The sequence below is a fragment of the Actinomadura litoris genome (genome assembly GCF_009733595.1).
Classification (GTDB): Bacteria; Actinomycetota; Actinomycetes; order Streptosporangiales; family Streptosporangiaceae; genus Spirillospora; species Spirillospora litoris.
On record NZ_WOFH01000007.1, the window covers coordinates 125,545 to 147,410 of the forward strand.

The 21,866-nt window shown below is 73.5% G+C and carries 18 protein-coding genes; 5 read left to right on the forward strand and 13 right to left on the reverse strand.

What is annotated here, in order from left to right:
- The first annotated feature begins 131 nt into the window (after positions 1-131).
- The 4 genes from GNZ18_RS20990 (at position 132) to rfbH (ending at position 3,549) form a co-directional block, all read left to right on the forward strand.
- Positions 132-1,166: an LLM class flavin-dependent oxidoreductase gene (locus tag GNZ18_RS20990; RefSeq protein ID WP_214618003.1), complete on the forward strand. Its 1,035-nt coding sequence runs from the start codon at positions 132-134 to the stop codon at positions 1,164-1,166.
- 73 nt (positions 1,167-1,239) lie between these two features.
- Positions 1,240-1,665: a winged helix-turn-helix transcriptional regulator gene (locus GNZ18_RS20995; protein ID WP_156218236.1), complete on the forward strand. Its 426-nt coding sequence runs from the start codon at positions 1,240-1,242 to the stop codon at positions 1,663-1,665.
- Between the two features lie 33 nt (positions 1,666-1,698).
- Complete coding sequence (locus GNZ18_RS21000; RefSeq protein ID WP_308166063.1) at positions 1,699-2,154, forward strand: cupin domain-containing protein; 456 nt, start codon at positions 1,699-1,701, stop codon at positions 2,152-2,154.
- 90 nt (positions 2,155-2,244) lie between these two features.
- Positions 2,245-3,549 carry a lipopolysaccharide biosynthesis protein RfbH gene (rfbH, locus tag GNZ18_RS21005; RefSeq protein ID WP_216651391.1) on the forward strand — a complete coding sequence of 435 codons (1,305 nt, stop codon included), beginning with the start codon at positions 2,245-2,247 and terminating at the stop codon, positions 3,547-3,549.
- On the opposite strand, the gene GNZ18_RS21010 is transcribed toward rfbH, so the two are convergent.
- From GNZ18_RS21010 to GNZ18_RS21055, 10 genes are all read right to left on the reverse strand, one after another.
- Positions 3,533-4,714 (reverse strand): CgnE/CgnB domain-containing protein, encoded by a 1,182-nt coding sequence (locus GNZ18_RS21010; protein ID WP_156218238.1) that lies wholly within the window; start codon positions 4,712-4,714, stop codon positions 3,533-3,535. The two genes, rfbH and GNZ18_RS21010, sit on opposite strands and share 17 nt — an antisense overlap.
- A 103-nt stretch (positions 4,715-4,817) precedes the next feature.
- The gene (locus tag GNZ18_RS21015) at positions 4,818-4,991 is read right to left on the reverse strand and encodes a hypothetical protein (RefSeq protein WP_156218239.1); all 174 of its coding nucleotides are present in this window, start codon (positions 4,989-4,991) and stop codon (positions 4,818-4,820) included.
- Positions 4,992-5,024: 33 nt separating this feature from the next.
- Positions 5,025-5,633, reverse strand: coding sequence for a DUF5825 family protein (locus GNZ18_RS21020; RefSeq protein WP_156218240.1), 609 nt, complete (start codon positions 5,631-5,633; stop codon positions 5,025-5,027).
- Positions 5,633-7,516: a RiPP maturation radical SAM C-methyltransferase gene (locus GNZ18_RS21025; protein WP_156218241.1), complete on the reverse strand. Its 1,884-nt coding sequence runs from the start codon at positions 7,514-7,516 to the stop codon at positions 5,633-5,635. Before GNZ18_RS21025 ends, GNZ18_RS21020 begins: the two co-directional genes overlap by 1 nt.
- Before the next feature lie 129 nt (positions 7,517-7,645).
- Positions 7,646-8,311, reverse strand: a complete 666-nt coding sequence (locus tag GNZ18_RS21030; RefSeq protein ID WP_156218242.1) for a DUF6182 family protein — start codon at positions 8,309-8,311, stop codon at positions 7,646-7,648.
- Positions 8,308-9,147 carry a hypothetical protein gene (locus tag GNZ18_RS21035; RefSeq protein ID WP_156218243.1) on the reverse strand — a complete coding sequence of 280 codons (840 nt, stop codon included), beginning with the start codon at positions 9,145-9,147 and terminating at the stop codon, positions 8,308-8,310. The genes GNZ18_RS21030 and GNZ18_RS21035 overlap by 4 nt, the downstream gene beginning before the upstream one ends.
- Positions 9,137-11,530, reverse strand: coding sequence for a hydroxymethylglutaryl-coenzyme A reductase family protein (locus GNZ18_RS21040; RefSeq protein ID WP_156218244.1), 2,394 nt, complete (start codon positions 11,528-11,530; stop codon positions 9,137-9,139). Before GNZ18_RS21040 ends, GNZ18_RS21035 begins: the two co-directional genes overlap by 11 nt.
- Positions 11,523-13,214, reverse strand: coding sequence for a GH3 family acyl-acid amido synthetase (locus GNZ18_RS21045; protein ID WP_156218245.1), 1,692 nt, complete (start codon positions 13,212-13,214; stop codon positions 11,523-11,525). Before GNZ18_RS21045 ends, GNZ18_RS21040 begins: the two co-directional genes overlap by 8 nt.
- 27 nt (positions 13,215-13,241) lie before the next feature.
- A complete protein-coding gene (locus GNZ18_RS21050; protein ID WP_156218246.1) occupies positions 13,242-14,300 on the reverse strand; it encodes a hypothetical protein in 1,059 nt (352 codons plus the stop codon).
- 491 nt (positions 14,301-14,791) lie between these two features.
- Positions 14,792-16,330, reverse strand: coding sequence for an amidohydrolase family protein (locus tag GNZ18_RS21055; protein WP_156218247.1), 1,539 nt, complete (start codon positions 16,328-16,330; stop codon positions 14,792-14,794).
- Between the two features lie 115 nt (positions 16,331-16,445).
- Between GNZ18_RS21055 and GNZ18_RS21060 the strand changes: the two genes are divergently transcribed.
- On the forward strand, positions 16,446-17,015 hold the full coding sequence (locus tag GNZ18_RS21060) for a TetR/AcrR family transcriptional regulator (protein ID WP_156218248.1): 570 nt from the start codon (positions 16,446-16,448) through the stop codon (positions 17,013-17,015).
- A gap of 735 nt (positions 17,016-17,750) precedes the next feature.
- On the opposite strand, the gene GNZ18_RS21065 is transcribed toward GNZ18_RS21060, so the two are convergent.
- From GNZ18_RS21065 to GNZ18_RS21075, 3 genes are all read right to left on the reverse strand, one after another.
- Positions 17,751-20,393, reverse strand: a complete 2,643-nt coding sequence (locus GNZ18_RS21065; protein WP_156218249.1) for a DUF4132 domain-containing protein — start codon at positions 20,391-20,393, stop codon at positions 17,751-17,753.
- A gap of 64 nt (positions 20,394-20,457) precedes the next feature.
- Positions 20,458-21,075, reverse strand: coding sequence for an HAD family hydrolase (locus GNZ18_RS21070; protein ID WP_156218250.1), 618 nt, complete (start codon positions 21,073-21,075; stop codon positions 20,458-20,460).
- Positions 21,076-21,101: 26 nt separating this feature from the next.
- On the reverse strand, positions 21,102-21,860 hold the full coding sequence (locus tag GNZ18_RS21075; RefSeq protein ID WP_156218251.1) for a DeoR/GlpR family DNA-binding transcription regulator: 759 nt from the start codon (positions 21,858-21,860) through the stop codon (positions 21,102-21,104).
- Between the last annotated feature and the right edge of the window lie 6 nt (positions 21,861-21,866).

Here is a 21,866-nt window from a genome sequence, read left to right on the forward strand (position 1 = left end):
CCCATGTGCCCACAGCAAAACACGCGACAGGGTGGTAACAGCAATGTTCCTACTTCCCGCCCCACGCCGTTCCGCATACGTTTGGCGACGTTGGAAAGGCACGCACGAATGGAAATGCGGCGGTAGCAATCGTGAAGTTCTTCGGAGTGGCCCCGATCCGCTATCTGGATTCGGCGGGGGCCGACGAGCCGTCGGCGACGCGGGCGAGCTTCGAGCTCACGGTGGCGACCGCGCTGCGGATGGAGGAGCTCGGCTTCGACGGCTTCGGGGTCGGCGAGCGCCACCACTGGCCGTTCCTGTCCAGCGCGCCGCCGGTCGTGCTCGCGCACGTCGCGGCGCTCACCAGCAGGATCCGGCTGTTCACCGGCGTCACCGTGCTGTCGATGCTCGACCCCGTCCGCGTCGCCGAGGACTACGCGACGCTCGACCAGCTCTCCGGCGGCAGGGTGGAGCTGATCGTGGGCAAGGGCGCCGGGCCGGGCGGCGAGCTGTTCGGCCTGCGGCCCGAGGAGCAGCGCCCGGCGCTCGCGGACAACTTCCGGCTGCTGCACGAGCTGTGGACGAGCGACAGCGTCACCTGGCCGGCGGGGCGGCGGCCGCGCCTCGACGACGTCCACCTCCTGCCCCGGCCGCTGAACGGGCGCCCCCGGATCTGGCACGGCAGCTCCTCCTCGGCGGAGTCGCTGGCGCTGGCCGCCGAGTACGGCGACCCCGTGGTGTTCTCCAACGCGGGCCTGTCCAGCGAGAGCGCGCGGCCGCTGGTCGAGTACTACCGCGCCGAGTGGGCGCGGCGCGGCCGTCCCGCCGACCGGCTCTTCACCGGCGCGGGGACGCCCGGGTTCCTCGTCGCCAAGACCTCCCAGGCGGCGCTCGCCGCCTACCGCCCCGCCTTCGAGCGCCTCGCCGCGATGCAGCGGAGCATCGGCGGGCGGCCGCCCTACGCGAGCGTGGAGGACTTCGTCGCGCGCTCGCCGGCGCTCGTCGGCAGCCCGGAGCAGGTCATCGACAAGGTGCACCGGCAGCACGAGATCTTCGGCCACTCGCTCGCCGTGTTCAGCGTCGACCCCGACGGGCTGCCGCTGGACGACCACTGGACGTCCCTCGAACTGTTCGCCACCGAGGTGGCGCCGACGCTGCGCGCCTCGCTCCCCGACCCGCCGCCCTGACCCGCGCGGGACAGGTTGCCGGTGCGGACGATCACGTGTAAGGCTGAGACGTCCGCACCGGGAGGGGAGTTCGATGGCAGCACGATCTCGGCTACCCGACGACGTCGAGCCCGACGCGTGCGCGGCCTTCCGCGACGCCCTCGACCGGGTCGGGAGCAAGTGGGGAATCGCGATCATCGCGGCGGCCGGCGACGGCCCGATCCGGTTCGCCGAACTGCACCGGTCGATCCCGGGCATCAGCCGCCGCATGCTGACGCTCACCCTGCGCACCCTCGAACGGGACGGGCTGATCACCCGCACCGTCCACCCGACCGTCCCGCCGCAGGTCGAGTACACCGCGACGGCGCTCGCCGAGGAGCTGTTCGCCTCCACCCGCGCGCTGTCGGCGTGGGCGGAGAACAACCACGCGAAGATCGCGGCGGCGCGCGCCGCCTACGACGACAACGAGGCCGCGCGGCACGACGACCGGCGCCCCGTCAGCGGCCCCAATCTCTACTGAACCGACCAGAAACAACGACAAAAGGGGCGGATCGTGACGGACGCGCGCGCACGGGGAACGGCGGCCTGGCACGGGCGCATCGAGCACGTGCGCGGCTCCGACCTCGGCTCCGACACCGTCCAGACCTCCGGGATGCGCCGGTACGAGGCGATCTCGGGCAAGAGCGTCGGCTCGGAGCGGCTCTGGATGGGCCGCACCCACGTCGGCCCGGCGACCAGCTCGGGCGACCACCACCACGGCGAGGCCGAGACCGCGATCTACATCGTCTCCGGCCACCCGGTGTTCGTCTTCGCCGACGGCGAGGACGAGGTCCGGGTGGAGACCGCGCCGGGCGACTACATCTTCGTCCCGCCCTACGTCCCGCACCGCGAGGAGAACCCCTCCCCCGACGAGGAGGCGGTCGTGGTCATCGCGCGCAGCACGCAGGAGGGCATCGTGGTCAACCTGCCGAGCCTGTGGGCGGACGTCGGGCGCCCCGCCGAGAGCTGAGTCACTAAGGGGGGCCTACAGGGGAGGAGATCCCGCGCCCCGCTGTTTTGATGGACCAGGTCCGCGCCGTGGCGCGTCCTGGAGGCGATGATGAGTGACTCCCAGGATTCGATCCTGGAACTGGTCCGCAAGTACCACCGCGAGAAGGAGGAGGCGCGGCGGTTCGTCCCCGGCGAGACGCTGGTGATGCCGTCCGGCGCCGACCTGAGCGAGGACGACCGCGTCGCGCTGGTCGAGGCCGCGCTCAACCTGCGCATCGCGTCCGGGCCGAGCGCGGTCGCGCTGGAGCGCGAGCTCGGGCGGACGCTGCGGCGCCGCAAGGTGCACCTGACGAACTCGGGGTCGTCGGCGAACCTGCTGGCGCTGACCGCGCTCACCCAGCCGGAGATCGGCGACGACCGGCTCAGGCCGGGCGATGAGATCGTGACGGTCGCGGCGGGCTTCCCGACGACGGTCAACCCGATCCTGCAGAACCAGATGACGCCGGTCTTCGTGGACGTGGAGCTCGGCACCTACAACACCACCGCCGACCGCGTCGCCGAGGCGATCGGCCCGCGCACCCGCGGCATCATGATCGCGCACGCGCTGGGCAACCCGTTCCCGGTGGCCGAGGTCGCCGAGCTGGCCGCCGAGCGCGGGCTGTTCTTCGTCGAGGACAACTGCGACGGTGTCGGCGCAAGCTACCAGGGGCGGCTGACCGGGACGTTCGGCCACTTCAGCACCGTGAGCTTCTACCCCGCCCACCACCTGACGATGGGCGAGGGCGGCTGCGTCACCACCGACCGGCCGCGGCTCGCGCGGATCGTCGAGTCGCTGCGCGACTGGGGACGCGACTGCTGGTGCGAGCCCGGCGACTGCGACACCTGCGGCAAGCGCTACACCCAGCGGTTCGGCGAGCTGCCCTACGGCTACGACCACAAGTACACGTTCTCGCACGTGGGCTACAACCTGAAGACCACCGACCTCCAGGCGGCGCTCGGGCTCTCGCAGCTCCAGCGGCTGCCGGAGTTCGGCGCGGCCCGCCGCCGCAACTGGGCGCGGCTGCGCGAGGGCCTGGACGGGCTGCCCGGCCTGCTCCTGCCCGTCCCGACGCCGGGCAGCGACCCGAGCTGGTTCGGGTTCGTGATCACGGTCACCGCCGACGCGCCGTTCGACCGGGACGAGATCGTGAACCACCTGGAGGACCGCCGGATCGGCACCCGGATGCTGTTCGCGGGCAACCTCACCCGCCAGCCCGCCTACCAGGGCAGGCCGTACCGGGTCTCGGGGAAGCTCGACAACAGCGACGCCATCACCGAGCGCACGTTCTGGATCGGCGTCTTCCCGGGCCTGACCGAGGAGATGGTCGACTACATGATCACCACGATCCGGGACTTCGTCACGAGCCGCCGGTAGCCCGGGTTCGGCGGCACTCCCGCGTCCGGAGGAACTCCTCCCTGGCACGGGCGACCTCGCCGGTGATGAGGCCGCAGCAGTCACCGTCGATGTCCTCCTCGTGGACGTTCCCGGTCAGGGGCTCGGGGTGCCGCTCCCCGGCGAAACCGCGCAGGTCCGCGCTCCTGATCTCGGTGCGGCCGTCGACGGCGACCGTCGCGTCCGCGGTGATGAGGTCGAGGTGGACGTCGCACCAGTAGTCGACCACGTCGAGGCGCTGCCCGTGCATGCCGAGCCCGAGGTGCACGCCCGGGTGGCGCTCGTTGATGTGGGAGTTCAGCGGGATGAACGCGGTGGTGCCGACGTTGGTGCCGAAGCCCAGCTCCCCGATCCGGTCGGCGTTCTCGACCCGCAGGCAGCGCTCCAGCAGCCGCGCCACGAGCGGGTCGGCGCACGCGGCGCCGGTGACCCGGCCGTGCTCGATCTCGACCGTGACCGGGTGGTCGGCCAGCCGGACGTCGTGGCCGGTGTAGGAGGTCACGTTGAACGCGCCGTCGGCGACGAGGACGCCGTTGACGTCCGCCGGGTAGGTGCTGACCTCCCCCGGCGGCAGGACGAGGAACGCCCCCGCCCGCCACACGCCCCGGTTGCTGATCCACCGGTACCGCTCGGAGTCGACGGCGATCTCCAGGTCGGTGCCCCCGCCGGAGGTGACCCGCAGGCGGGAGGCGGGCATCATCCGGTTCAGCAGCGCGCCGTTCAGCGCCGACAGCAGCTCCGGCGTCACGCCCATCGAGTGGCGGAAGAACTCCGCCGAGGCGTTGATGACCCGGTAGGTCGCCCAGCGGTCCTCGGGGTAGGGGGCGAGGGCCCGGCGCAGCTGGAGCACGTGCGACATCGAGTCGCGCTCCATCGTCAGCAGCACGATCCGCGGATGCGGGGACGCGGGGTCGGGGAGCGCCGCGCGCAGCCGGGGCTCCACGGTGTCGTCGCGGCCCGCGCTCATCCCGAGCAGCGCCGGCCTGACGCCGCGGACGGCCAGCTCGGCGGCGACCCACGCGGCGGGGTCCCGCGCGTCCGCCGTGTACAGGAGGACGACCCGGTCGTCGGGCCGGATCCGGATGTAGTGGTCGAGCAGGGTGGACACGCCGTCCCACACGGCGGCGTCGGGCGTCCCGGCCGTCATCGTCATCACCTCCGGCAGGCGGGGGCCCCGGGTGCCGCCCGGCCGGCGGCACCCGGGGTGGGCGCAACGCCCGCGGTCGGCCGACCCCCGTCGGCCGCTCCGGTCAGCCGATGCCCCAGTCGCGCTCGTGCGGGGCGTCGATGTCGTCGCGGACGACGTCCACGCGGATGCCCTCGGTCGTGGCCAGGTTCTCCGTGCTCATCTCCGCCAGCGCGGCGCGCAGCGCCTCCTCACGGGCGCTCTCGCGCCCCGCTTCCTCGGGTCTCTTCACGGTCATGCCGCACCTCATCTCTCCGGACACTTCCACTGATCACAGGACGCTCTTTCCGGCGGGCCACCGGCGCACCCGGCAGGGCAGCCACCAGGCCGCGCCGTCGAGGAAGTGGACGAGCCGCATCGTCCTCAGGTCGCGCAGGACCGGGGGCGGGAGCGCCGCGGACGGGCAGCCCTCCAGCAGGCTCTCGACCGCCGCGCGATGCGCCGGGCCGTCGATGGTGATCTTGCGCAGGACGCCCGAACGCCGGTCGCGCACCTGGAGGAATCCGGGTCCGCGGCGGTAGACGCACTTGAAGAAGTGGTAGCCGTCCCGCCAGTCGCGGCGGGCCTCCTCGTCGCCGACGACCTCGCCGGGCGGGTAGAGGTGGCTCAGGTCCCGCCACCGGCCGTCGCCCAGGCGCACCCGCCAGTCGACGGCGATCCCGTATGCGGTCAGCTCCCTTACCAGTACGAGGCTGGGGACGGCGTCGGTCGCGCCCGAAAGGTCCACGGTGTCCTTCAGCGCGACGCGGCGCACGCCGTCCTCGAAGAGGGCTCGGCTCGCCTCGGCGGCGGGGCCGGAGACGGCGGCGGTCCCGGCGCACACCCCCGGCCGGTCGAGTTCCTCGTAGTCGCGCCACAGCGTCATCGTGACCGGGACCATCACGGCGCTCCGACCAGGTCGGCCGGGTCGGCGGCGCGCCGGCGCACCCGCCGCCGGCCCTGGCCCGCCGCGTCGGCGGCGGTCAGGACGACCTGGCCGCCGTCGGCGAAAATCAGCCCGAGGCCGCGCCAGCGCGCGAGCAGGTCCGCGACGCCGTCCACGGTGACGGCCGGGTCCACCGCGGCGAGCTTCCCGGCCAGCGCCGCCGGGCGGTGCGGCCGGTCGAGCAGGCGCAGGGCGGCCATCTCCACGGGATCCTCGACCCGCAGCGCCGTCCAGCCGAAGGCCGGGCGCCGGTTCACCAGGTCGATGTGGTCGCCGAGGTCGCACATGGTCAGCCGGCTCTCGGGATAGGCCGCCTGCCATTCGGCGGCCGCGTCGGCGACGCGTCCGGCGACCGCCGCCCCGATTCCGCGCGGCGGCGCCTCGAAGAGGTAGGCGAGGTCGAACAGCTCCGCTTCGGGCAGGTCGTAGATCATCGAGTACTGGGGATGGGGCCGCAGTTCCGCGAAGCCCAACTCGGGCCGGTCGAAGTACGGGCTGAACCGCTCGATCGCGAGCCTGCCGACGATGCCCGGCGGCGGCAGGTGGTGCAGCGCGGGGAACTGCTCGACGACCGACGTGTAGTCGCCGGCGTCCTCGCCCGGGAAGCCGTAGAGGTAGTTCCACTCCACCCAGACGCCGGCCGATTCGGCGTCGCGCATCATCCGGACGTTCTGGCAGCCGGTCACGCCCTTGTCCATGATGCCGAGGACGCGGCCGCTGAGGCTCTCGATGCCCGCCTGGACCCGCACGACGCCCGCGTCCGCCAGCGCCCGCACCTGCTGCCGCCGCAGGTTGGACTTGACCTCGTAGAACATGCGGAAGTCGTAGCCCTCGGCGGCGAGCGCGGGCAGCATCGACGTCAGATAGCCCATGTCGAGGATGTTGTCGACCATGTACACGTCGAGCACCTGGTGCCGCCGGGCCAGGGCGAGCATCTCGTCCAGGAACCGTTCCGGGGGCTTGCTGCGGAATTCCATGAACGACCCGTTCAGACCGCAGAAGCCGCAATGGTGCTTCTCGCCCCACCAGCAGCCGCGCGAGCTTTCCAGGACGAGCCGCGGATCGGCCCACAACCGCGCGACGGACGTGGCGTACCGCCGGAAGTAGTCGCCGTAGTCCGGGGCGACGATCTCACTCGGCGCCAGCGGCCGCGCGCTCATGGCGTTGGCGATCGAGGCTCCGCTCCCGTCCCGCCAGACGAGGCCGGGAATCGCCGCGAAGTCGCGGGCCCCCGCCACGGCGGTGAGGAATCGCGGAAAGGCGACCTCGCCCTCGCCGCGCAGGACGAAGTCCACGAACGGGAAGTTGCGGTGCAGCGCGGCGCCCTGCGGCCCGTCGCAGCTCGCCCCGCCGAGGATCGTCACGGTCTCCGGCCGGAGCCGCTTGACCTGCCTGGCCGCCGCGAGCGCGGCGACGTTCTGCTGGAAGGTGGAGGTGAAGCCGACCACGTCGGGCGCGGACGCGGCGACGCGTCCGGCGAGCTCGGCGACGAACGCGGGCGCCAGCTCGTGCAGCCGGTGGCACAGGGCCAGGTCGGCCTTCTCCCCGCTCGTCCGCTCGTCGAACTCGCGCCGCCGCCAGTCCGGATCGTCGTAGAGCGCCGAGGAGAAGACCCAGTCGCCGTTCCCCTCGGTGAAGGACCGCTGGGCGAAGAAGTCGTAGTCGTCCATCGCCATGTCGAGGCGGTCGTGGACCCAGTCGACGAAGTCGATGTTGGCGTACAGCACCTCGACCTCGGCCTCGGGGATCCGTTCCGCCACGGCGCGTTTGAGGATGCCCAGGGCCAGCGAGGGAACGTCGGTGGAGCCCCACGGCATGTTGACGAGAACTACCCGCATCGCGCTCCCCTCGGGGGTGCGGCCACGATCCCGGCGTCACGCCCATGGTCCGCCGGGCCGCCGGGACCGGCAAGGCCGCGTCCGTAGGTGGACACGCCCGATACGGAGAGTCGCGGGACCCCTCTGGCGTTACGGGCTGAGGGCCAGGTAGGCGTGGGCACGGAACGTGCCCGCCGACCGGTCGTCGGGCGAGACCCGGATGCGATCCCACCGGATGGCGCGCTCATCGGGATCGCGGGGAAGATGCCGGACGAGCAGCCGCCCGATCCCGGTGAACAGCCCGTCCATGGCCGCCTCGGCGAGGAGGTGGTTGACGTTGACGAGGTAGTCCTCGACCGGCAGGTCCGCCACCGGGACCTCCAGCCGCGCGACCCCGCCGCCTTCGCCGACCGGGATCTCCTCCTCGGTCGGGCCGGTGACGCCGAGGGGCCCGTGGAAGGGCCTGAGCAGTCGCCGCAGACCCTCCCGGTCCGCCATCGGGGCGGGGGCGTACCAGCCGATGGAACCGTCGTCGGAAAGGTGGTCGCAGGGGTGGCGTCCGGCGAGGTTGCGGGGGTCGCCCGCGAGGAAGATCGTCCTGCTGTAGCTGCCGTACCAGGCGGCGCGCCGGTCCGGCGGCAGCCCGGCGGCGAAGGCGACCGCCGAACCGAGGAACTCGCGCGGGGTGAACCCGCGCAGGACGGCGACGGCGGCGGTGCGCGGCAGGTGGCCGCGCACCGCGCGCGACGCGAGGCGGACGCGTTCCAGCCGGGCGTCCCATTCCGCGCCGAGCGCGTCCCGCGGCGGCCCGCTCATCGCGTCCCGGCGGCGGTGAGCCGCGCGATCTCGGCGGCGACGTCCCCCGGCGGGCGGGCGCCGACCTGGATCCGGTGGATCGTCACCGACCCGAACGCGGGGAGCGCCCGCTCGTACCCGTCGCGGAGCCGGGTGAGCCGGTCGGGGCGCTCGTGCTGCTCGGCGCGGCGGTCGCGGGCGCCGATCCGGTCGGCGGCGGTCGCGACGTCGACGTCGAGCAGCACGGCGATGTCCGGCAGGCCGATCCCGAACCGGTCCCGGAACTCGGCGATCTGCTCGGCCGCCGGGCGGTCCGGCAGCGCGACCAGCTCACCGGCGAGCGTGTCCAGCCGCGGCGCGGGCCGCCCGGAGCGCCGTCCGAGCGCCTCGCACCAGGCGGTCGCGGCCTCGACCGACGCGGCGGGCAGCGCGGCCAGCCCCTCCCGGACGGCGTCCGCGCGGCCGGGCCCGGCGAGGCGGACGATCGCGCTCCGGTACAGCGGCAGGTAGGCGAGCGCGTCGATGACGGGGTGGCGCTCGCTGATGACGACGTCCGCCCCCAGCTCGCGGACGAAGAACCGCTCGCTGACCCCGTAGGTGCACATCTGGAGGTAGAGGACGGCCAGCTTCAGCTCCGGGCTGTGGAGCCGGTCGGCCTCCTTGGACAGGACGTCGAGGTGCCGCGACAGCTCGTGCAGCGGCGCGTCGGGGTTCTCGTGGGGGCGCACGCACGACAGGACGGCGTGCCGCCCGCCGATGGGCGACCGCTCCGCGAGGCACCGGGCGACCGTGCTCTTGCCCGAGCCGTCGATCCCGAGGATCGCCAGCCGCAGCGGACCGGGACGGTCAGCCGGCACGGCCCGCCTCCTCCACGGCGTCCTCGATCTCGATCAGCCGCAGCGCCGTGGGGACGACGTGCCGCAGGAACGGCAGCTCGCGGTGGGTGTGCACCATCAGGTACATCTGGAGCCGCGTGAGGGCGAAGTCCCACAGGGCGAGGCGGTACCCGTCCCGCCAGGCGGCCGGGTCGATCCCGGCCCCGACCGCCTCCCGGTGGAGGTCGAGGTAGGCGGTCACGTCCGCCTCGGACGCCTCCGGCGAGAGCACGAACGCGAGCAGTTCGGCGAGGTCGCGCTGCGGGACGTGGAGCGTCGCCAGCTCCCAGTCGTAGGCGACCAGGCTCAGGTCGGCGGCGCGCAGCGCGATGTTGCGCGGGTTGAAGTCGTTGTGGACGAGCGTGCGCGGCATCGCCTCCATCCGGCGCCACCAGTCCGGCAGCCCGTCGAGGACGTCCTCCAGCCGCCGCGCGGCGCAGGCGTCCAGCAGGTCCGGGTGCTCGGCCGCGCTGTGCTCCAGGTGCGCCGACCACAGCTCGCGCATGGCCGTCATGCTCTCGGCCGTCCGGGCGGCGCCGAGCCAGCCGCGCACCTCCTCCTCGCGCCCGAGCCAGGCGGCGTGGACGGACGCGATGCCCCGGAGGGCGGCGGCGATGTGCCGCGGCCGCCACGCCTCCGGCTCGTCGACGGTGTCCTTGAGGATCACGCCCGTGCCGAGCCGCTCCATCACGATCACGTGGGCCTCGCGCGCCGGGTCCTCGAAGACGCCGTAGGTCTCGGGCAGGACGGCGCGCAGCGCGGGATCGGCCGACCGGTAGACGGCGGGCTCCCGGGTGTGCACGCCGCCGAACCCGGTCGCGTCGCGCCAGCGCGGGTAGACCTCGGCGAGGCGGCCGCCGCACAGCGAGGCCAGCTTCGCCGCCTCGATGGCCACCTCCTGGTCGAGCGGCTTCACCTTGACGACCAGGTCCGTCTGCTTGGGGTCGTCGCCGTCCCGCCGGACCCAGGTGACGCGGAGCGGGAACACCCCCGTCGTCTTGCGCCGCTCCCCGCGCGAGGTCAGCTCGGTGATGAGGCTCGACCGGGGGGCGTCCTCGATCGGGGCGACGGCGGTGACGTCCAGCCCGGGGGCGTCGAGCGACGCGGCGAGCATCGGCCGCAGCAGCGCCGGGCCGAGGTCCTCGGGACGCAGCCAGTTCACCCGCCGCCCGCGGCCGAGCCGCTCGTGCGCGTCGGCGAACTGGCCGCTGGTGATCGCCGCCATCGTCGAGAGGTTGAGCGCGAGCGCGAACCCGCAGGTGATCTCCGCGAAGCGCGCGGCGCCGCCCTCGCCGGTGCAGCCGAGCGCCTCCAGGCAGTCGCGCTGCGGCGCGAGGCCCGTGCCGCCGCCGACCGCGCCGGTGACCAGGCTCGGCAGGACGAGCGTCGCCCGCAGCTCGCCGCCGGAGACGTCGACCGAGAACAGCCCGGCGCCGGACTCGTGGACGCAGGCGATGTCCTGGCCGGTCGCGACGAACAGCGCCGCGATCACGTTGGCGGCGTCGATGTCGTGCCCGGCCATGCCCGCCTGCTGCGCGGCGACCACGCTGATCCGGTAGAGCCGGTCGATGGCGCCCGGGGTGGTCTTGAGGACGCGGCGGACCGTCGCCTCGTCCAGCACGCACTCGGCCACGACACGGGTGCCGCGTCCGGCGATCATGTTCAGCCGGGTGAACTTCTTGTCGCCGCTCAGGTTCGCCTCGATCGCCGACCACACCGGCACGGGCACCGACCCGGCGGCCAGTTGGTCGTGGATCCACCGGCAGGCCCGCCAGGTCGCGACCGTCGTCATGTTCTGCCCGGCGGCCTCGGCCGTCTCGTACACGAACCGCAGGTGGACGGACCGGCCGAGCTGCACCGGGTCCAGCTCGACCAGCCGCGAGTGCGTGGACACCGCCGCGATCTGCCGGTCGAGCGCGTCCTTGCGGCCGACGACCCAGCGGGCGAACTCCGCCGCCTCGCCGAGGCCCGCGAACTCGAACACCGGCGCCCGGGTCATCCGCTGCGAGATGACCCGGCTCGCCACCCCGCCCGCCAGCGTGATCGCCTTCGCGCCGCGCGACACCGAGGCGACCATGGCGCCCTCGGTGGTGGCGAGCGGCGCCGTGACCAGGCCGCGCGCCCGCTGCCCGTCGAACAGCAGCGGCCCGGCGAGGCCGATCGGGATCTCGATGCCGCCGACGAAGTTCTCCACGTTCCCGGTCAGCGAGCGGGGGTCGATCGTCGAGGTCTCCAGCGAGCCGAGCGCGGCGCCCGTCGCCGCCCGCAGCCACTCCAGCCGGGCCCGCCGCGCCTCCTCGGTGTACTCGCCGCGCCCGGGGAGGGCGGGGTACTCGACGGCGCCGGGTTCGATGGTCTCAGTCACGGGTCGTGCTCCCCTCGTCCTGGGTGCCCGGGGCGGCGGTCACCCGCGCCCAGACCTCGGGGTCGTCCTGGAACACCCGGTCCTTCACGCGCGGCGGCCGCTCCCCCGCCTGGACGCGGCGCCGCCACTCCCGCCAGAACCCCTCGGGGTCCACCGCCCTGACCAGCGGCGGCGCGAGGGCCTCGGCGTCGCGGGCGGCGGCGTAGGCGGGCGACTCCACGCGCAGGGCCCGGTCGAGGGCCGCGCCGAACGCCGCCGCGCCGGGCCCGGCCGGCGGCTCACGGAAGGCGACCGCGACCTCGTGCCGAGGATGCTCGGCGTCGGCCCTGCACAGGACGTTGCGGACGCCCAGTCCCGTCGCCTCGGCCGCCGCCGCCAGCGCGCGGAGCATCTGCGACTCGCGCAGCCGCTCCCCCGCGACCGAGAGCAGCCCCTTGCGGCACGCGTACTCCACGACCGGGGTCGCCTCGACGAACCCGGTCACCTTCACGATGTCGCGGACCGCGCATCGGTAGAGCCCGCCGAGATGGGAGAGGATCACGTGGTACTCGCGCCCCTCCTCCAACTCGTGCGCCGACAGCGTCGGGCCGCGCGGGTCGATCTCCTCCTCGGCCGGGACGAACTCGTAGAAGCAGCTCGTCACGACCAGGGGGCCGCCCGCCGGACGGTCGTCCACCGGGACGGCGAGCGGCCCCTCCGACGACCCGATCGGCGCGGGGAGCACCCGGACCTTCGGGCCGTAGTCGTCGAGGAGGCCGGGGAGGTAGAGCCGGGAGAGATAGGTGTTCCAGGTCAGGAGGAGCTCCAGCCGGGGCCAGAGGTCCACCGGGCGGGGCCCGCCGCCGCGCCGGGCGGCGCGCTCCAGCTCGTCGGCCCGCGCCGGGTTCGGCTCCCGGAACGGGGAGCCGCCGAGCGTCCCGTCCCTGATCTCCGCGACCATCCGGGCCCACCAGTGCCGCAGCTGCCGGGGCAGCGCGGCGGCGATGGCGGGGTTCACCGCGATGACGCCGAGGACGTCGTGCTCGGCGGCGATCCTGAGCCGGAGGTAGGTGCGCTCCCACGGCCCGGAGTCGTCGAACTCCGCGGGCAGCTCGCTCCACGGCGCGCGGTTCCCGAGGCCGACGGCGAGTTCCTCGCCGACCTTTCCGTAGTCGAGCTGGCTGGGGCCGAGATGGGGGCGGCCCCCACCCGCCCGTCCCGTCTTGGAATGGGGGTCCTGCCAGAGGTTGAGGATGGCGTCGTCGCGGTCGAGAAGGCCGGGATGCAGATCGACCAGCCGGGAGAACCCGGCGAAGTAGAACGGCAGGAAACTGCGCCGGAGGAAGCCGGTGGTCACCGGGATCATCTTCTCCGCCCCGGTCGTGCCGCTGCTGGAGAAGAACGCGATCGGCTCCTCGGCCGTCAGGACCTGCCCCTCCCCCGCGTTCACCCTTTCCAGCCAGGGCTCGAATCCCTCGTGGCCGCGAATGGGCACCGCTTTCCGATACCCGTCGGCGCCGGTATCGGGGGTCAGGCCGTGCTCCCGTCCGAAGGCGGTGGCGGAGTTCGCCGTGAGGATCTCTTCGAGCACCCTTTCCTGCGCCGCTCGCGGATCGGCCAGGGATTCGCGCAGGGTGCGGTACTCCTGGCGGACCCGGCGCCGATAGGCGTCGGTGGTCGCGGCGCGGCCGCGGTCAGTGGACATCGACGTTCCCCATTCTCCTCGGGTGGGTCACAGGTAGACCGCCTCCAGCAGCGCCCGGGACGCCGCGGGGGGCCGACCTGCGAAGAGGCCGTCGGTGAGCCGGTAGGGGTCGGCCCATCCCGACGGCCGGGTGGAGGCGAGTAGCCGCGACGCCGGGTCCGGGGCACCGCGCTCGTCCGCCTCGCGCACCATTCGCTCGGCGCGCAGCAGGGCCCGGCGCAGCAGGTCGGGCCGGAACGGCTCGCCCGACGTCCGCTTCAGCATCGCGATGAAGTACAGCCGCATTCCGAGGCGGTACGCGGCGGGGCCGAACTCCCCGAGGCACAGTTCCGAGAGCCGCCCGATGGTGACCTCATCCCACCCTCCGTACCGGCTCGACCGGAGGGCGCCGCCGATGGGAACGCGCCCCAGCGGGAGTTTCGACGGGCGCGCTCCCAGCGTGCTCGCGATCCGCCCGAGAAGGGCGTAGTCGTGCGCGAGATCCTCGTCGTAGACGAAGAGGACCTGGCGGCCGCGGCTGATCCTGGGCAGCAGGTCCCGCAGGATGACCAGCAGGTAATTGGCGTGGCCGTCGGCGCCGACGACCTTGCGGAGCGGCATTCCCCAGCGGGTGCCGTCCAGGTATACCGGGCCGCCGTAGCGCCGGTGATCCAGGCACAGACGGTGGCGGACGAGCCGTTCGACGGCCTCCTCCGTGGACAGCGTCAGCGGCCGGTCCACCAGAAGTCCGGGATCGCGGACGCCGAGCAGATCGAGATGCCGTTTCCAGGCGAGCGACATCGCCCGCGTGGCCGGATGGACCCATCCCTCGTGCTCGACCCTGTCGATGTAGTGGCGCAGTTCGTCCAGCGGCCGGGCGTCGCCCGACGAATGGAAGCGGACGTAGAGCCGTCCCAGGTCGTCAGGCGGGACGGAGCCGAAGTCGACCGCGCCGTGGCGGCGGTCGAGATGGTCCCAGAACTGGATCGTCTGCCCGGTCAGGTTCGGCGTGCGCGGGCTCCAGTGGTATTCCGGCTCCGCGAACAGCCGGGTGGCCCGGAACAGCACGTCCACCCACAGGAATCCCTTGACGTGCGTCGGCAGCAACGGCTTCGTGGCGGTTATCGTGACCGGTAGGAGCAGCGGAGGTTCCGTCGATTCCGCCGAAGCCTTCCCACGCCCCATTAGGGGGCTGTCGGCCGTCGGCACCCGAACACGGCGACGCCGCGCACAACGCGAAAACCAGTCCCCACGGATCCCCCTAGACCCCCGTGCCCGCGCGGTGCGCTCACGGCGCGGGCCACCGCGACGCGGGCGCCCGTCCAGCGGCGGCCCGCGATCTCGATGATCATAAACTACGTTTTGTCAGGTATCGACGGCCGAAGGGGGTAAGACGGCCGAACCTGGACGCGCCACTTCAGGACGAGCGACCTCATTCCAGGACAAGTCACCTTAAATCAGGTGACTCCGCTCAGGAAGGTCGCCCCTGATATAGGGGCCACTCCCGTATCGCCATTTCCGAACACAGAACGTCACCGCATATCCACGCCAGGTGCCAGCGGATTCTGCTTTCCATGCCCGGGAGTCGGCAGCGCCTTTCAGGCGGGCCAAGCCTTCCGCGGCGCGTGGCAGCCGCACCCGACGGCGGCGGCCGGGAGCGCGCCCGCCGGTTCCTTCGCCGCGCGCTCGACGTCCGCCAGCATGCGGCGGCGCTCGTCGGCGGTGATCAGCCGCCCACCGGCGAGAACGGCGTGGATGCGCGTGGTGTTGGCGATGTCGGCGAGCGGATCGGCGTCCAGGACGACGAGGTCGGCGAGCTTGCCCGCGTGGACCGAGCCGAGCGAGTCCTGCACCCCCAGGAACCGGGCCGGGCCGAGCGTGGCCGCGCCGATCGCCTCCAGCGGCGTCAGCCCCGCCCGGACGAGCAGCGCCAGTTCCTCGTGGAGGCTGAACCCGGGGTAGGCGTAGATGAACCCGGCCTCGCTGCCCGCCAGCACCTCGACGCCCGCGTCCCGCATCGCGCCCACGAAGCGCAGCCTGCGGTCGAACAACTCGTGCTGCTGCGCGATCTCCTCCGGGCCGCGCCCCGGCAGGTAGATGTTCTCGACCGCCCACCGCCACCACTCCCGGTCCTCGGCGGGGATGTACCGCAGCCGCTCGTCGGTCATCGACAGCTTCTCGGGGCGGTCCACGATCAGGTGCATCGAGAGGGTCGGCGTGGTCCAGGTGCGGTGGCGCCGCAGGCGGGCGAACACCTCGGCGGCCCGGTCGGGACTGTAGGCGCCGGACGCGAGCCACTCCACCTCGTGGAACCGGCGGAACCACCCGGCGTACCCGCCCGGCTCGATCTCGATGCCGTCCAGCATCCGGCGCACCTCCCGGTCGCGGCCGGACGTGGCGCACCACAGCGTGTGGACGTGCTCGATGCTGCGCTGCCCGGCGCGGGCGGCCAGCGGAACCGGCACGCCGTCGGGGCAGTGCCCGGCGAAGCCGATCCGCTGCCGCCGCGCCTCGTCGGCGAGGGCGAGGTAGGCGTCCCGAGGCACCCGGGAGTACACCTTCACGAAGTCGGCGCCCTCGGCCCTCACCCGCCGCACCGCGCGCCGGGCCTCGGCCGCGTCGGAGACCAGGATGGCCCCGCCCGGGTCGTCCGGAGTCAACAGCAGCGACGGGGAGCCGTCGATGATCTCGCTAGCGATCGTCCAGCGCGGGCCGAGGAGCCGACCGCGCCCGATCGCGTCCCGCCAGCCGGAGACGACCGCGGAAGCGGCCATCTCCCGCACCGAGGTGACGCCGTTGGCGAGGTAGAGCGGCGGCGAGATCCGCTCGGTCCCGATGCTGTGCGCGTGCATCTCCGCCAGCCCCGGGATCAGGTACCTGCCGGCGAGCGGCACCACCGTCGTCCCCGGCGGAACGGGAACCTCGTCGCGCCGTCCCACCGCCGTGATCCGGTCCCCCGCGATCAGCACGGTCATGCCCGGACGCGGCCGGGACCGGGTCGCGTCGATCACGGTGACCCCGGTCAGCGCCAGCGACGGCCTCCGCGCGGCACCGGCGGACCCGGCACCGGCGAGCAGTGCCGCACCGGAGGCCGCGCCCCCGGCCAGGACGTGGCGCCGGGAGATGTGTTTCGTCATGGCAGAGCCCCCTCCGAAGACCGGCGGCCCTCCACGGAGCCGCCAGGCCCGCAACGTAACTTTGTCTAAGACAAATTTCAAGGTGTTTGTCTTAGACGCTGATATTATCGGGCCCATGGGAAACCGCGAGAAGCTGCTGAAGGCCGCCCGGACCTGCCTGTACGAGAAGGGCTACCGCCGCACGACCGCCCGCGACCTCACGACGGCGGCGGGGACGAGCCTCGCCGCGATCGGCTACCACTTCGGGTCGACCGAGGCGCTGCTCAACGCCGCTCTGCACGAGGCGGTCGAGGAGTGGGGCGACCGGCTCGGCACGGCCCTCGCGGCCGAGGTCGATCCCGCCGCGGAGCCCGCGGAGCGCTTCGCGGCGATCTGGTCGCGGATCATCGACTCCTTCGGCGCGGACCGCCCGCTCTGGGCGGCGCAGGCCGAACTGCTCGTCCAGGCCCAGCACGTCCCCGAACTGCGCGAACCGCTCACCGCGAGCATGGCGGAGGGCCGCCGCGGGCTGGCCGAGGTCTTCCAGCCGCCCGGAGGAGGCGAGCGGGAGGCGCGGCTGGTCGGCTCCCTCGTCCAGGCCCTGCTGACCGGCCTGATGACACGCTGGCTGATCGACCCCGAGGAAGCACTCACCGGGACCGAACTCACCGAGGCCCTCCACCTCCTGACCTCGAACCTCGCCTAGCCCCCCACGCGAACACCCGCCCCAGCGCGAGCCTCGCCCAAGTACGGCTCTGACAAGCCCGACACAGCCGGCCCCAACATGGCCAGCGCGCCTGCGTCAGAGCGGGCCCTGCCAGGCACGCCCGGACCGGCCCACGCGAGTCCCAGCCGGCGCGAGCACTCGGTAGCGCGGACCTGGCCGACCCGAACGCGGCCAACGCGGCCCCGTCAGCGCCCGCCCGGCCAGGGCGCGCTGCCAGCGCGCCTGGTCCGGTCCGCGCGGGCGGCGGCCAGCGCGGACCTGCCAAGCGGCGGACCCGGTCAGCCCCAGCATGGCCAGCCCGAACGCGGCCAGCGCGGACACCCCAGAGCCCGCCCGGCTAGCGCGCCCGGCCCGGTCCGCGCGGGTCCCGGCCAGCGCCGACCGGGCAAGCGGCCGGCCCGGCCAGCGCCAGCATGGCCAGCCCGAACGCGGCCAGCGCGGACACCCCAGAGCCCGCCCGGCTAGCGCGCCCGGCCCGGCCCGCGTGGGTCCCGGCCAGCGCAGGCCCGGCAAGCGCGGGCCTCTGTGGGGCGAGTCTGGCCAGCCCGAACGTGGGCAGCGCGGGCCCAGAGCCCGGCTGGCCAGGGCCGCGCCGGTCTGCGTGCGGGGGGCGGCCGTTGCGGGTTCGGGAAGCGCGCCCACGCGGTTGGGGCTCGTCCGGCGGGGGCGGGTAGTGGGCCCGTCGAGTGGGGGGCCCGTACGCGTGGAACTGCTCTAGTGCGGGTTCGGGGTGGCGCTGCGGGTGAGGTCGTGGATCGCCTCGCTCATCGTGACCGGGTCGACCTCGCCGAGCGGCACCGCCTTCAGGGGCATGGTGGCCGGGGCGGGGCCCGCCCACAGGGCCTCGATCTCCTGCTCCTCTCCCTCCCCGTACATGTAGTAGCCGAGGCCGGGGGTCAGGTTCGCCACGACGTAGAGTCCGGCGGGGTCGCGGCGGGCGAGCCAGCGCCCCACGAACTCGCCGTCGGCGTTCACCGACTCCCAGCGTCCCTCGGAATGCCCCTTGGCCTTGCCGTAGGGCAGCACGAGCCCCTCCACCCGCGCGAGCCGGTGCGCGGCGGCCTCGCCGCCGGTGAGCCGGTGGACGGGCCGTCCGAGCTGCTCGAACGGCTGAAGGATCTCGTAGTCGGCGAACAGCTCCGCCCAGGTGTCCAGGTCATCGCCCAGCAGGAGCGGGTGGGCGACGGCGACGCGGGCGCCGGGCGCCAGCGTGCACGGGTCGTCGTCGACGTCGGCGTAGGTGTGGTCTTCGGCGACGCGGAAGGCGGTGCCCCCATCGGTGATCCACACCAGCCGTCGGACGATGTGCCCCAGCAGCGGATGGCCGACCAGCAGGGCGCGGAACTCCTCCTGCGTCCAGCTCCGCCGGGTGACCATGGCGCGTTCGAGGCGCCTGATCTCCTGGACGGCGATCGTGCGCACGTCCTTCTTGAGGCCGGTGAACAGGGCGTGCGCGGCGGGGGCGAGGGCCGGGTCGTCCTTCGGGCCGGGCTTGGGGGCGCTCTTGCGGACCTTGCCGTTCGACTCCACGACCAGCGGGGCGAGCTGCTGGTCGAAGGTCACGGTGAACCGGCGCGGGCCGTAGTCGAGGACGAGGGTGCCCTGGGCGTCGAGTCCGAAGTCGGGGACGGCGCGGTCGGCCAGGGCGTCCAGCGACATGCTCCGCGCGGCCGCGATCTCCTCGATCTTCTGGGCGGCCCGCTTCTTCACGCCCTTGTACTTGCCGTGCCGGGTCAGCTCGAACAGGTGGGTGACGGCGACGTCGGACCCGATCGCGGCGATGGCGTCCATCGCGGCGTTGGCCCGGGCGGTGGCGCTCTCCCCGGGCCAGACCCTGATGAGCGGGCTGAGCCGCCGCACGGTCGTGTCGTCGCCGATCAGGCCGAGCTGCGCCAGCGCCCAGTTGTGCCGGGACGGCGCGCCGAGCGCGTACCAGCGTTCGAACACCGCCCATGAGAACTCGGCCAGCGAGTGCCGGTCGCAGAACTCGCGCACGTCCGCGACGTCGGGGGACTTCGCCGCGAGCAGGCCCAGCAGGCGCATGGTCGCGTTCACGGGCAGCGCCCGGTCGCCGCCGCGCGTGAGGATGCGCGGGAGCAGCTCGGGATCGGCCCAGTCGACCTTCGCGCTGCGCCCCGGCCTACCCGCGAGCACGCTCGGAAGACCCGGCAGGTCGCGCCCGTCCGGGACGGCCGCGCGGGGCAGCAGCGCCCGGGCCGGCCCGGCGGGGAGCGCCTCGGCCACGTCCGGCCTGGTGTACAGCAGCTCGCGCACCACACCGGCCGCTCGGAGGCCCCGGGTCGTCCCCTCCTCGACCAGCGGCGCCAGCGCCCAGACCGCGAGCGCCGGGAACCGCTCGGCCGCCTCCCACAGGGCGGCGGAGACGCCCGGCTCCCCCATCTGGTCGAGCAGGACGGGGAAGACGCCCTGGTCGGGGATCCGCGGCAGCGCCTTCAGCAGGACCTCGCGCCGGTCGTCGTCGCGGTGGCCGCCGCGGAAGATCCTGGCGAGCAGCGGAAGGGCGGCCGCGCCCAGCCCGTCGAGCAGCGTCCCGACCACGGCGGGCGTCGCCCACACGTGCTCGACCCGCCGCACCTGTGCGGCGCTGGACAGCGAGAGCGCCACGTGATCGTGGTCGAGGAACGGGCCGGAGGGATCGTCGAGCGACTCGTCCATCCAGGCCGTCTCGGTCGGGACGAGGTAGGAGGCGACGCGGCGCCGCATGGGATCGCCCCGGTGCGCCGCGAGCCGCGCGACGACCTCCCGGTACTCCTCTTCGGGCGCCGCCGCGACCAGGGTGCGGAGCCGCTTGGCGACGGCGTCCGCGTTGAACCAGCGCCCCGAGAAAAAGTGGTCCTCGGCGGTCGGCCGCCGGATCTCGCCGCGCCACCCCCTGGGCCCCTCGCCGCTGTAGGCGTACACCCGGATGACGCCGTCGGCGTCGGGGACCGACGGGCGCGGTACCGGGCCGAGTTCGATGGCGGACGCCTCCGTCATCGCGCAGGCGGCGAAGGCAAGGCCGTGGTCGGTCACCCAGCGGGCCAGGATGTCGGGGGCGGCCTCGCTCTCGCCGGAGAACCCCGCGCCCTCGACGTATCTCACCACGATCGCCGCGACCGCCGCCGCGCCCACCGGGTCGGGGTCGCCGCCCAGGTAGGCCCGGACGGCCTTGCCCAGCTCGGGCGGGGTGCGTTCGTGCTCCGCCATGTCCTGCGCGATCGGCCGCGCCGCGCGCTCCCGCGCACGGGCCCTGCTCACGGCCTCCTCGTCCAGCACCACCTTCGGCCCGGCGACGCCGCCGCGCCTCGGATGGACGTGCTCACGCCACTCGACCGGGATCTCCACCGTCTCGACCATGGCCCCGGACGCTAACGGCCCCCACCGACATTCCCCGTCACCCCAGGTAGTCGGCGGTCACGGGTCAGAGGAGGCCGGCGGTCTCCAGGGTCGCGCGGAGGGCGGGGGCGCCGGTGAAGAGGTGGGTTCCGATGCCGAGGGCGTCGGCGGCCGCGGTGTTGGCCTTGTTGTCGTCGATGAACAGGGCCTCGTGCGGCGCGAGGCCGAAGCGGTCGAGGGCATAGCGGAAGATCTCCGGGTCGGGCTTGGAGAGCCTGACCTCGCCGGAGACGACGGCGTCCCGGAACAGCTTCAGCTCGGGGTGCTCGCGCACGGCGATCGGGTAGGTCTCGGCGGACCAGTTGGTGATCGCGACCATCGGAACGCCCGCCTGGTGCAGCTCGGCCATGATGTCGGCCACTCCGGGGATGGGGTCGCCCAGCATCTCGTCCCACCGCTCCCAATAGGCCATGATCAGGTCGCGCTGGCCAGGGTGGCGCGCGGCGAGTTCCTCGATGGCCTCGATGAACGAGCGGCCGCGGTCCTGCTGGGCGTTCCACGCGCCGGAGCAGACCTCGGTGAGGAAGCGCTCCATCTCCGCCTCGTCCGGGATGAGCCGCCGGTACAGGTAGCGGGGGTCCCAGTCGATGATCACGCCGCCGATGTCGAAGACGACCGTGGTGGGGGACGAGGGTGAGGGCATCAGGCGTGGTTCCTCTCGGGGTCGGCTCAGACCAGTATGACGGTGACGCCCGCGGCCTCGATCTTCTCCAGCTCGCTGGACGGCGCGCTGTCGTCGGTGACGATCGCGTCGAGTTCGGTGACGGAGCAGACGTGGCCGAGGCCGGTGCGGCTGAACTTCGAGCCGTCGCACACGGCGATCTTGCGCTGGGCGGCGGCGAGGGCGGTCTGCTTGATGGGCACCTCGGCGAGGTCGGGCGCGGTCAGCCCGTGCCGGGCCGACAGCCCGCACACCGCGAGGATCGCGGTGTCGACGCGCAGGGCGCGCAGCGCGTTCTCGGTGAGGTAGCCCGCGAGCGACAGCGTGCCCGGCAGCATCTGGCCGCCGGGGACGAGCAGCCGGACGTCGGGAGCGCCGCTCAGGGCGTTCACCGAGTGCAGGTCGAGGGGGATCGCGGTGATCCGCCGGTGCGCGAGCGCGTGCGCGACGTGCAGGGCGGTCGTGCCGCTGTCGAGGATCACCGACTCGCCGTCGGCCACCAGCTCGTTGATCTTGGCGCCGATGCGCCGCTTGACGTCGGCGGCCTCGTGCTCGCGGACGGCGAACGGCGGCGCCTCGCCGCGCAGCAGGAGGCTCACGGCGCCGCCCCGGACCCGGCGCAGGACGCCCTGCTCGGCGAGCTGGTCGAGGTCGCGGCGGATGGTCATCTCCGAGCAGCCGGTGCGCGCGGCGAGTTCGGCGACCGTCACCCGCTCGGTCGTGCGCAACTGTTCGATGATGTCGAGGTGTCGGTTCGAGCCTTCCATATGTGC